This window comes from Neolewinella aurantiaca, assembly GCF_008014675.1.
In the GTDB taxonomy this organism is placed as follows: Bacteria; Bacteroidota; Bacteroidia; order Chitinophagales; family Saprospiraceae; genus Neolewinella; species Neolewinella aurantiaca.
This window is the reverse complement of record NZ_VOXD01000049.1, coordinates 14988-27361: the sequence shown is the minus strand read 5'-3', so window position 1 is coordinate 27361 and position 12374 is coordinate 14988. Positions and strand designations below refer to the sequence as shown.

The following is a 12374-nucleotide window of genomic DNA, read 5'->3' as shown; positions in this document are numbered from 1 at the left end:
GCTGGTCAGCGTCAGGAACAGGTCGATGCTTACTGATGCACCAGGGGCAAGACCGCCCGCAGGAAGTTCTCCGTCAGCAACCGTGAGGGTTGTTGTTGGATTACCAGCTACCAGTGACCAGCCGAGAGTTGAGTTATCATCAACACCATTACCAGCCATCATCTCAAAGCCAAGCTCCGCCGGCAGGTAATCGGTTACTTCAATATTATCAGCAGGAATGTCGCCCTGGTTGATTACGGTGATTGTGTAAGCAATCGTATCACCGGGCTCAACAGACATGTCCTGCATTGGGGACAGCATCTTAATGAGTGCAAGGTCAAATACCTGTAGCGTGACTTCTTCGAAATCGCTTTCATCCTCGTCTTCGCCTGGTACAGTGCCGTCTTCGGTTATATCATCATTGTCAATATCCTCAACTACATCGGGGGTCACACCGTCGGTGTAGTCAGAATCGACATCAATCTGCTCATTACCGTTCGGATCTTCGGAGGACATAATCTCAGCAATGTTGCGGAGATCCATGGTGCCCGGTAGTTGTGGGTTGTTTACGGTCAGCAAGATTTGGACAGTATCCGAAGCTCCTGGCAGGAGACCACCAACAGGAAGGTCCATCTCTGCTACCGAAAGACTGGTCATTGCACCTGCGCCTGTCGCCGTCCAATCGGAATTAAGCGTAGCGTCAAAAGTGTAGCCATCTGGTACAAAGTCTACCACATCGATATTGTCGGCAGCGATTTCTCCCTGGTTGAATACGATGATATCAAAGCTTACGGTATCGCCAGGAGCGACAGAAGCTGTTTGGCCAGCACTTAATGTTTTGGTAAGAGCCAGGTCAAATGTGCGTACGGTGATAGTCTCTTCGTCAGATTCATCTTCGTCGCCAGGATTGAGCGGGTCTTCTCCATTTTCATCAATTACATCATTATCACTTTCGTCAATGTCGTCAGGAGTTTCCTCTTCAGCGTAATCAGAATCGTCGTCGTCTTGCGGAACGTCAAGCGTATCCGTTGCCATTGTGATATTCGCAACGTTGTCGAACTGGGTACCAGCAGCAACAGGAACATCAACTACAAGGCTCAGGCTTACAGTATCCGAAGCACCCGGAGCGAGTCCTTCAGAAGGAAGGAGTCCTCCCGCGGTAAGCGTTACAGTGCCGTCGGCGGCGAAGTCTGCGTTGTTTGTAGCATCGAAAGTCATGCCAACTGGAATCATATCCGTGATGGCAATGTTATCAGCATAGATATTGCCCTGGTTGAATACAATGATGTCGTAGCTGATGGTATCACCAGGATTCACCATTGAGGTCTGACCGGGGCTGAGTACTTTGATCAAAGCGAGGTCGAAGCTTGGCACAAGGAAACCGAAGTCAATGGTCATATCACCGTTAGCGTCATAGTCGTCTCCGTCTTGGAGTCCACCTTGTCCACCTTCTTCAGCGCCAGTTGGCTCATCTCCGATCGACAATTCAAAGACCGGGGAAGTTGTAACTGCTCCAGCAGTAACCTGGGTACCGTTGTCATCTCCGTCGGTTTCATCATCAGCTGTACTGGTAGGGCCAGAAGAGAGTGAACTGTCCTCAAGAGCACCGCCCGGTGCGAACTGATCTGCCGCAATCGAAATCTGGTACATTCCTTCAGGTAAACCTCCAAAGAAGTAATCTCCAGCTGAATCTGTGGTATCTGTGGCAATGACGTTGTTCATATCGTCAAGCAGTGTAACGACGACACCTGGAATTCCGGTTTCACCGGCGTCCTGCATACCGTTATTATTCGGGTCATTGAAGACCGTTGAACCAACGGACAGGCCAGGGAAGAGGCCCAGATCTAAGGTCATATTACCTGACAGGTCGTCTTGCGAGCCATCAACACCATCTTGGGTGCCGCCTTGCCCGACCTCGACGTTATCAGCAGGTTCAGGTCCGTCACCAAGGGTAACGACTCCGGTATAGATAGGGGACCCTGCACCATCAGACTGAGTACCATTATCATCGCCATCAACTGGCGTAGTATCAGCATCATCTTCATCAAGTGTGTCATCGGAAGAAAGCGGGAGGTCTTCAGTAGGAAGGATTCCGACCAGGTAGTCACCAGCAGGAAGGCCATCGAAGAAGTAATCACCATTCATGTCAGTAGTGGTTGTAGCTACCACCATGTCTCCAGGGGAGAAATCACCACTCATGTCGGTGTCCTCATAGAGTGTTACCTCTACGTCAGGCACACCTGCTTCGCCAGCATCCTGGGTAGCATTATTGTTTGTGTCTTCAAATACGGTAGAACCGAGACTGAATTCAGGTACTACACCGAAATCAATGGTCATGTTACCATTATCATCAACGATATTGTTAGCAGGGTCATCAGCATCCTGGTCATCTCCGGTGGTACCGTCGAGTTCTGTTTCAGGCGCATCTCCTGCCATCAGCATAATTACCTGAGAAGAGATTGAGCCATCCGGCTGCATGGTACCGTTCTGAAGACCTGCATCGGTGGTCGTTGGGTCAACGGGAGTTGAAGCGACTGCGTCCTCAACACCGTTAGGAAGAACTACCTGGTAGTTTCCATCGGGCAGGTTAGGGAAGAAGTAATCCCCGTTTCCATTAGTAACAGTTGTAGCAACTACTGTTTCCGGAATGCCGTCACCATCGGTGTCGGCGAGGAGTTGAACCTCCACTCCAGCAACCCCAGTTTCCATGGCATCCTGCATACCGTTGTCGTTGTAGTCGACAAATACAGTAGAACCAAGGCTGTTCGTAGGAACGAAGCCGAAGTCGATGGTCATGTTACCGTTTCCGTCTTCAAGCGGAGAGGAGTCATCCTGAGCACCGCCTTGTCCGTCTTCATCACCGCCTTGTGGCTCATCGCCCGGAACGAGTTCGAATACTCCACTGAGTGATTCTGTACCTGTGCCACCAGCTTGAGTACCGTCATTGACGCCGTCAACATCTGTGTCAGCATCAGTTACCGGAGCAGAAGCGGTGCCTGCGTCAGTTGCAGGAACTACACCTACCTGGTAAAGGCCTGGAGCGAGGGAATCAAAGAGGTAGTTACCGTCTGCGTCCGTGATCGCCATGTCGATTAGGACAGGAGGTGTCGCCGGGTTGTTATCGTCGTCGAAATAGAGGTTTACAGTTACTCCAGCGATACCACCTTCCAGTGGGTCGGTCAGGTCTTGTTCTCCGTCATCATTCGTGTCGTAAAAGACTGTGGAACCGATGCTCATTGTTGGTACAAAACCGAAGTCAATCGTCATGTTACCGTCCGCATCATCTCCGCCGTTGTCCTGATCGTCGCCGTCAAGATTTCCGCCTTCAATCGGCTCAGTTCCAGCTACGAGATCGAATGGAGCAGAGGCTACAGAGCCGTCTCCCTGAGCAGTACCATTCTGGACCGCTACATTGGTATCGTCTCCGTCAACAACACTTGATGGGGTCATACCTCCGTCGGGGCCCATTGGGAGTACAACTGTGTACGTACCGTTAGGAAGACTGTCAAAGAGGTAAACACCATCCATATCGGTCAGTGTCTCTCCGACCAGTGTTTCGGGGATACCGTCACCGTCGGTGTCGGCGAACAGCTGAACGGTAACGCCGGCAATACCGACATCATTCGCTTCGTCCTGCATGCCGTTGTCGTTCATGTCGAAGTACACCGTGGAACCAACGCTTCCCAGCGGGATGAAGCCGAAGTCAACCGTCATGTTGCCGTTTTCTTCATTCGCACCATCGTCCTGGGTGTTGCCCTGGAAGGTCTCAACGTCATCAGCAGGCTCATCACCCGGGCTCAGTGTGAGCGGGCCACTCAGAGATTCTCCGCCTACGGCCATCTGCATACCGTCATTCGTGCCGTCCACATCAGTGTCAGCATCAGACTGGGTTGAAGAAGCAGTTTCTGCGTCATCAGCAGGTACGACACCTACGACGTAAACACCGGGAGACAGAGAGTCGAACAGATAGTTGCCGTCCATGTCGGTGACTACCATATCAATCGGAGTCAGTTCTTCTCCGTTATCAATCATTCCGTTGCCGTCGGCATCGAAGTAAAGGTTTACCGTTGCACCAGCGATACCGCTTTCCAGCGGGTTAGCCGGGTCCTGATCGCCACTGTCGTCTACATCATAGAAGACTGTGGAACCGATGCTCATTGTTGGTACAAAACCGAAGTCGATCGTCATGTTACCGTCCGCATCATCTCCGCCGTTGTCCTGATCGTCGCCGTCAAGATTTCCACCTTCAATCGGCTCAGTTCCAGCTACGAGATCGAATGGAGCAGAGGCTACAGAGCCGTCTCCCTGAGCAGTACCATTCTGGACCGCTACATTGGTATCGTCTCCGTCAACAACACTTGATGGGGTCATACCTCCGTCGGGGCCCATTGGGAGTACAACTGTATACGTACCGTTAGGAAGACTGTCGAAGAGGTAAACACCATCCATATCGGTCAGTGTCTCTCCGACCAGTGTTTCGGGGATACCGTCACCGTCGGTGTCGGCGAACAGCTGAACGGTAACGCCGGCAATACCGACATCATTCGCTTCGTCCTGCATGCCGTTGTCGTTCATGTCGAAGTACACCGTGGAACCAACGCTTCCCAGCGGGATGAAACCAAAGTCAACCGTCATGTTACCGTTTTCTTCATTCGCACCATCATCCTGAGTGTTGCCCTGGAAGGTCTCAACGTCATCAGCAGGCTCATCACCCGGGCTCAGTGTGAACGGGCCACTCAGAGATTCTCCGCCTACGGCCATCTGCATACCGTCATTCGTGCCGTCCACATCAGTGTCAGCATCAGACTGGGTCGAAGAAGCAGTTTCTGCGTCATCAGCAGGTACGACACCTACTACGTAAACACCGGGAGACAGAGAGTCGAACAGGTAGTTGCCGTCCATGTCGGTGACTACCATATCAATCGGAGTCAGTTCTTCTCCGTTATCAATCATTCCGTTGCCGTCGGCATCGAAGTAAAGGTTTACCGTTGCACCAGCGATACCGCTTTCCAGCGGGTTAGCCGGGTCCTGATCGCCACTGTCGTCTACATCATAGAAGACTGTGGAACCGATGCTCATTGTTGGTACGATACCGATATCAATGGTCATGTTACCATTTCCATCAACAAGGCCATTCATTTCGTCCTGGCCATCACCGTTGTTGTCTGTTGTTTCCAGTGGAGACATACCAGCAACCAGTTGGAAGGTATCGGTAGTTATGTTTAGACCATCGACCATACCGTTCTGGACAGTTTCATTGTCCGGGTCGTTGCTGACCGTAGACGATGGCATACCAGTATTGAGGCCATTGGGAAGGGAAATAGTGTAAGTACCGTTGGGCAGACTGTCGAAAAGGTAGAGACCGTTTGCGTCCGTCATAGTGGTAGCAACAACCACCGGCGGGGTTGCCGGATCCATATCGTCGTCGAGAAGGAGATCAACGGTTACTCCTTCAACACCGATTTCGTTGGGCCCCATCTGGATACCGTCGTCGTTCATGTCGAAGAAAACTACGGAACCAACGCTGTTAACTGGCACAAGACCAAAGTCCACAGTCATGTTGCCGTTGGCGTCGGACAGCGGAGCGGAGTCATCCTGCTCGCCACCCTGGCCAGCTTCGTCTCCACCCTGTGGCTCTTCGCCGGGCATGAGGTTAACAACACCAGAAAGAGACTCTTCGCCCGCAGCACCCGTGGGGGTAGGCTGACCGTCGTTATTACCATCCGTGTTATCGTTGGCGTCCATATCCATGTCACTGGCTGGGCCAGTAGAAACTGTAGGAGCAGACTCCGGAGTGATGACACCTACCTGGTAGTCTCCGGGAGCAAGGCTGTCGAAGAGGTAGTTACCATCGGCATCTGTAATGGTCATATCGATCAGAACAGGTGGCGTCGCTGGATCATTGTCATCATCGAAGTAGAGGTTGACGGTTACACCAGCAATTCCGCCTTCAAGGGGGTCATTGAGGTCTTGATCACCGCTGTTATCAGCATCGTAGAAGACGGTAGAACCGAGGCTGAGGGTGGGCACGATACCGAAGTCGATGGTCATATTACCATTGGCATCAACAAGGCCGTTCATTTCGTCCTGGCCATCACCGTTATCGTCGGTTGGCTCGATCGGAGACATACCTGCTACCAACTGGAAGGTATCGCTGGTGATGTTTACACCGTCGACCATACCGTTCTGAACTGCTGCGTCTATCGGGTCATTACTGACCGTAGATGAAGGCATACCAGTATCAAGACCGTTGGGAAGGGAAATAGTGTAAGTACCGTTGGGTAGACTGTCGAAAAGGTAGACACCGTTTGCGTCCGTCATAGTGGTGGCGACAACCACCGGCGGGGTTGCCGGATCCATATCGTCGTCGAGGAGGAGATCAACGGTTACTCCTTCAACACCGATTTCGTTGGCCCCCATCTGGATACCGTCGTCGTTCATGTCGAAGAAGACTACGGAACCAACGCTGTTGACAGGAATAAAGCCGAAGTCAACCGTCATGTTACCGTTGGCATCGGACAGCGGAGCGGTATCATCCTGCTCGCCACCCTGGCCAGCTTCGTCTCCCCCCTGTGGCTCATCGCCAATAGAGAGTTCAACGATGCCACTCAGAGACTCACTCCCTGCACCTGCGCCCGCGCCCTGAGCACCGTCGTTGGTACCGTCGATATCATCGTCGGCTACGGATTGAGTAGTGGAAGCTGCGATGGCATCATCGGGAGCCAATACGCCCACCTGGTAATTACCGGGAGCGAGGCTATCGAAAAGGTAATCACCGTTTTCGTCCGTAACGGTCATTGCGATAACGACCGGAGGTGTTCCGGGATCGTTGTCATCGTCGAAGTAGAGATTTACGGTTACACCCGCAATTCCACCTTCCAGCGGGTCATTTGTATCCTGATCACCGCTATTGTCAGCGTCGTAGAAAACAGTAGATCCGATACTGAGAGTTGGTACAATACCAAAGTCGATTGTCATGTTACCATTGGCATCAACGATTCCGTTGGCCGGGTCATCAGCATCCTGATCGTCTCCGGTGGTACCGTCGAGTTCCGTTTCGGGAGTATCACCAGCCATCAGGGTAAATACGTCTGAGCTGATAGATCCGTCGGCCTGCATAGTACCGTTCTGGATATCTCCGTCGGCAGGGTCGTTGCTTACCATAGAAGAAGCATCGCCTCCCATCACTCCGTTAGGAAGTACCACCTGATAATCACCATCGGGAAGGTTCGGGAAGAAGTAGTCACCGTTAGCGTCGGTAGTATCGGTAGCAATTACTTGTAGCGTACCGTCTCCATCGGGGTCTCCGAGAAGCTGAACGATTACTCCCTCGACGCCAATTTCGTTGGCGCCCATTTGGATACCATCATCGTTCATGTCGAAGTAGACCGTAGACCCGACGCTGTTCGTGGGAACGAAGCCGAAGTCGACAGTCATGTTACCGTTAGCGTCGGCAAATGGAGTTGCATCATCCTGCATGTTTCCTTGTCCGTCCTCATCGGTACCGGTTGGCTCCATACCGAAGACCAGTTCTACTGGCCCTGAAAGAGATACATCTCCGGGGATGGTGGTCATTGAACCATCGCTGTTTCCGTCAGTATCATTTGCTCCGGTATCAGCTCCGGCTCCGGTAGAAGCGTATTGGGCATCGACGGGAGCTTCCACTCCTACAAAATAGGTGCCGGGAGCAAGGCTATCGAAAAGATAGTTACCATTCATGTCAGTGATGGTAGTTGCAATCGGCATGTTGTTTACGTCGTAAAGAATAACGGTTACACCAGCAATACCTCCTTCAAGCGGATCAGTCAGGTCTTGGGCGCCATCATTATCTGTATCGTAAAATACAGTAGATCCGATGCTCATACTTGGAACGAATCCGAAGTCAACGGTCATGTCACCGTTGGCGTCATCATTGCTGGTAGTAGTTGTACCTACAATGTCGTCGTCCTGCATTCCTCCGGCACCAGCCTCATCAGCACCTGTTGGTTCTGTTTGAGCCATAAGAGTGATAACGGGACTCACAACAGAGTCGCCGGTCATATCCTGAATACCGCTGTCGACGTCGTCGCCGGTAGCTACGTCTTCAGGAGGTGTGTCATCAGTTGAGCTAAGGGGGTATCCTTCGGGGGTAGTAGGAATAGAAACAGTGTACATTCCTTCGTCGAGGCCTCCGAAGAAGTAGTTACCCATTGCGTCTGTTGTGGTGGTTGCCACCAGACTGTCGGCCAATCCGGAAGAAGACACTGCGTAGAGGTTTACGTCTACTCCTTCGATTCCGGTTTCTCCGGCTCCGGGAGTGTACATGCCATCATTGTCGTTATCAGTAAATACGGTAGAACCAATACTGAGGCAGTTGACCGGGACCATAATGACCGGGTCGGTATCACAGATAGTGAAACAGGCGTTGTCCAGAGAAGTGCCAGTTGGCGTTCCTGCAAAAGCGTCAAGAAGTGGCTGGAAGGATTCTCCGGGAAGTAAGAAATTATCGAGGTCTTCAGTCTCGCGGTAGTTGACTGCGAAGACCTGGTAAGTGTTACTCGGGAGGTTTTCGAAAAGGCCAGTCATATTAGACTGCACGATAAACCCTGCATCATCTACTAACACATATGTCTGGACCTGACCGCTACTACCACCAGCCATAAATGACCCAGGAGCGGACTGCGCCAGAATAGCCCCGGTTAAAACATCGGGATCAGTTGTTGTCATACAAAAGCCACCTGATGCCTGTCCGCCGTCTGGCCGAACGCCACACAGGACCTCGGGCACCTCAGCAGTACCGGAGGCTCCAGCGTTCGAATTATCTGTTGCAGTAATAATCTGAACAGCACCACCCGCCCCACTGTGAGAGAAAGGTCCGAACACAATCGGGACTCCGGGAGTAAAAGGTAGAGTCTCAGTTCCTACCGTTACGTCAAAAGTAGTTACCATCGAAGCAGTATCATTGGTAACATCATTGACAACGACGTAATATGTATTTGCTCCTGCATTCATGCCCAGTTCATCGTTACACGATGCTGATGCCGAAACCACCACCTGAGCGGATAGATTTGTTGACATCAAGAACAACAGTAGCAATGCAGCAGCAAGGGACGAACAGCTGACAGCAAAGCGAGATAACCTAACAGACATGAGATTAAATTTTCGACCGCGGTTTTTCGGGTCATTGGGTGTAGCGAGTAGATTTTTCTTCATGAGAACACTTCTTTCAAAAACGGAAAAATCTCCACTCCCGCAAAACGGGGCAGAGCAACTTTTTCCTGTCGAAGAGGAAAAAGCGGGAGAAATCAGACTTGGTTTTGGTGTAAAACCATTTGGATCTGGTCGTCCGTTTTTCATAAGAGATTAATAAAAAGGTCGTTAACAAAATTTTGTTTTAACCAGCCAAGGCTCAAACAAATAAGGCCAAAAACAGACCTAAATAAAAGTAATTCAGCATGTTACGCATGGCTAAAAATCACTTTAAGCTGTGTCTATTCTTGAAGATTATGATTTCTTAGGTCAGAAAACAAAAAACATGAAAATGGCCCCCCTCTTGGAGGAGGTAAGATGCGCAACAAATATAACACGTTTAGCGGTTGCTCGAAGCACAAGTGGCTTTTTTTTGTCCAACTGATCTTAAGCAAATCAGCTCATGTTAAGAGTGCTCGATCAAAACTGCCTGGTAATTGTACTATGCTGAGCACCTCCAACCATGACAATTTTTCCTCCACATTATGACTCACGCGGGGACATTATCGAGTTTTCGAGGCTTCTAATAAGCCCCCTCGATCAAAGCCGTTCGAGCAGGTGACGCAGACTCCGGTACAACGGTGCCGGGTCGTTAAGTACATTTTCTATGCTTCGCCATTCGGCCCGCTCAATGTCCTCTTCTGTTTCGGGAACGAGTGCTTCCTGATCAGTTTTCATCTCAAACCAATAGGTCGGTTTCAGCACTCTTTTCTCCTTGCGATTGCGGTAAGTGTGATAGGTGGTGGGAAGTTGCTCGCCTAGCAGAAGGTCAGAAACTCCTGTTTCCTCCCGGACCTCCCGAAGGGCAGCGGTGGGCGCGTCCTCTCCTTCATCGATCTTACCTTTCGGCAGGTCCCATGATCCACGACGATAAATAAAAAGCGTCTTCTCCAGCTTAGTATTTTTGACGACTCCTCCGGCCGCAGGGATCCATTTGTATTTGCTTTTGAAGTCTTCCCACAACTTCTCCAGATCTTCGGAGACAATAGCTACCGAAAGAACTTTAGGACTTCCTTTCTCGAGCATATCGGCGTACTGGAGCAGGGTTCGTGGTTTTCCGCTATAGTTGGCTGTAAGGTGCGTATCAGCGCCAGTATTAAGCAGGGCGGGGTCGCAGGTGCGGAGTTCTGCTTTTGAGAGCAAGGTAATTGGTCGGTCGTTGACGTAGATTACGTACATTTGCGGCGAATTTAAAGGTAGGAGTGGTAGATATTGCAAACAGACGCAAAGAACGTAATCATTCCTAAAGTCTCCCCATTGCCTTATCACAATTAAATAATAGTAGCATGAGTACCGCCAGTAATATCGCCCGCCGTCTCCTCGAAGTTGGAGCCGTTAAACTTGCTCCTCAATCACCTTTCACCTGGGCAAGTGGTCTGAGCTCTCCGATTTATTGTGACAACCGCGTCTTGCTCTCTTACCCTGAAATTCGCTCCGAAGTCATTGACGGCCTCAAAGAACTGACCCCTCAATTCGGAGAATTCTACGGCATTGCCGGTGTTGCCACTGCTGGCATCCCCCACGGCGCTTTACTGGCTGACCGACTGGGCCTTCCTTTCGTTTATATCCGCTCGAAGGCCAAAGAACATGGCCGCCAGAACCAGATTGAAGGCCGCGTTGAACCAGGTAAAAAATACCTGGTAGTAGAAGATCTGATTTCTACCGGTGGTTCTGCTCTTAAAGCCATCGACGCTCTCAAAGCTGCCGGAGGAGACGTAGCCGGAGCAGTGGCGATTTTCAGCTACGAGTTCCCAGCTGCTGTCCGTGCTTTCGAGCAAGCCGACGTTCCCCTGGCAACCATCAGCAGCTATTCCACCCTCCTGGATGAAGCCGTAAAACAAAACCACATTTCCAACGCGGAAGCCGATGCACTCGGCAACTGGAAAGAAGATCCCCGCGCCTGGAGTGAATCTTTCAAGGCAGGAGCATAAATCTTTTATCCTGTTTTCTAGAAACCTCTCACTGCACCTGCGCTCGCGCCGCCTGTCAGTTTTCCTCATAAAACAGGCGAATCACTATTACACGTTTAATTGAACACAAATGGCTATCCTTACTAATCAATCTGAAAAATTCCTCAACTCCTACCTCAACAACGCTTCGCCCACCGGCTTTGAAAGCCCGGGCCAAAAACTATGGCTCGAATATATCCGCCCTTTCGTTGATGAAGTCGGGTTAGACAACTACGGTACAGCTTATGGGGTAATTAATCCCGGTAAAGATTACCGGGTTGTTATTGAAGGCCATGCCGACGAAATAAGTTGGTTCGTTCATTACATCACCGAGAATGGATTTATTCACGTTATTCGTAACGGCGGCAGCGACCATCAGATCGCTCCTTCGAAACGTGTGAATATCCACGGAGACAAAGGCATCGTAAGAGGCGTCTTCGGATGGCCCGCTATCCATACCCGCCGGGGCGACGAAGCCAAACTGCAGCCACAAATAAATAATATTACCATCGACGTTGGCGCAGAAACCAAAGACGAGGTACTCAAAATGGGTATTCACGTGGGTTCGGTCATTACCTACCCCGACGAATTAGAGGTAATGAACGACACCTATTACTGCGGCCGCGCACTGGATAACCGGATGGGCGGATTCTGCATCGCCGAAGTTGCCCGGCTAATCAAAGAAAACAAGCTCGAACTCGACTACTCTCTATACATCGTCAACTCGGTACAGGAAGAGGTAGGCCTGCGCGGCGCACAAATGATTGCCGACAGCATCAAACCGCACGTGGCCATCGTAACCGACGTCACCCATGACACCAGCACCCCTATGCTGAATAAGACCAAAGTAGGTGATGTAAAAGGAGGCAAGGGCCCTACTGTAACCTACGCTCCCGCAGTACACAATAAATTATTGAATTTAATTATCGATACTGCGTCCAACAATAATATCGACATTCAGCGCGAGGCCAGCAGCCGTGCAACCGGAACGGACACCGATGCGTTCGCTTACTCCAACGGAGGCGTACCGTCGGCATTAATTTCATTACCCCTTCGGTACATGCACACAACCGTTGAAATGGCGCATAAAGACGACGTTGAAGGCGTAATAAAACTAATCTACGAAACCCTGAAAGTAATTAAAGGAGGTATGTCTTTTAAATACTTCGACGTATAGACTTATATCAATACCCATTAATAAAAAGCGCAGCTTACAAC

5 protein-coding genes are annotated in these 12374 nt (G+C 50.7%); 3 read left to right on the top strand and 2 right to left on the bottom strand.

Annotated elements, in window-relative coordinates:
• On the bottom strand, window positions 1–9036 hold a 9036-nt coding region (locus FUA23_RS20885), incomplete at its 3' end, for an SdrD B-like domain-containing protein (protein ID WP_187271168.1).
• Between the two features lie 133 nt (window positions 9037–9169).
• Here FUA23_RS20885 and FUA23_RS22465 point away from each other — a divergent pair.
• Complete coding sequence (locus FUA23_RS22465; RefSeq protein ID WP_187271167.1) at window positions 9170–9325, top strand: hypothetical protein; 156 nt, start codon at window positions 9170–9172, stop codon at window positions 9323–9325.
• A 422-nt stretch (window positions 9326–9747) separates the two neighbouring features.
• On the opposite strand, the gene FUA23_RS20880 is transcribed toward FUA23_RS22465, so the two are convergent.
• On the bottom strand, window positions 9748–10386 hold the full coding sequence (locus FUA23_RS20880) for an NUDIX hydrolase (RefSeq protein WP_147932721.1): 639 nt from the start codon (window positions 10384–10386) through the stop codon (window positions 9748–9750).
• A 107-nt stretch (window positions 10387–10493) separates the two neighbouring features.
• Between FUA23_RS20880 and pyrE the strand changes: the two genes are divergently transcribed.
• Together pyrE and FUA23_RS20870 are read left to right on the top strand one after the other, a co-directional pair.
• Window positions 10494–11138 carry an orotate phosphoribosyltransferase gene (gene pyrE, locus FUA23_RS20875; RefSeq protein WP_147932720.1) on the top strand — a complete coding sequence of 215 codons (645 nt, stop codon included), beginning with the start codon at window positions 10494–10496 and terminating at the stop codon, window positions 11136–11138.
• 109 nt (window positions 11139–11247) lie between these two features.
• The gene (locus FUA23_RS20870; protein ID WP_147932719.1) at window positions 11248–12333 is read left to right on the top strand and encodes a M42 family metallopeptidase; all 1086 of its coding nucleotides are present in this window, start codon (window positions 11248–11250) and stop codon (window positions 12331–12333) included.
• The last annotated feature ends 41 nt before the right edge of the window (window positions 12334–12374 follow it).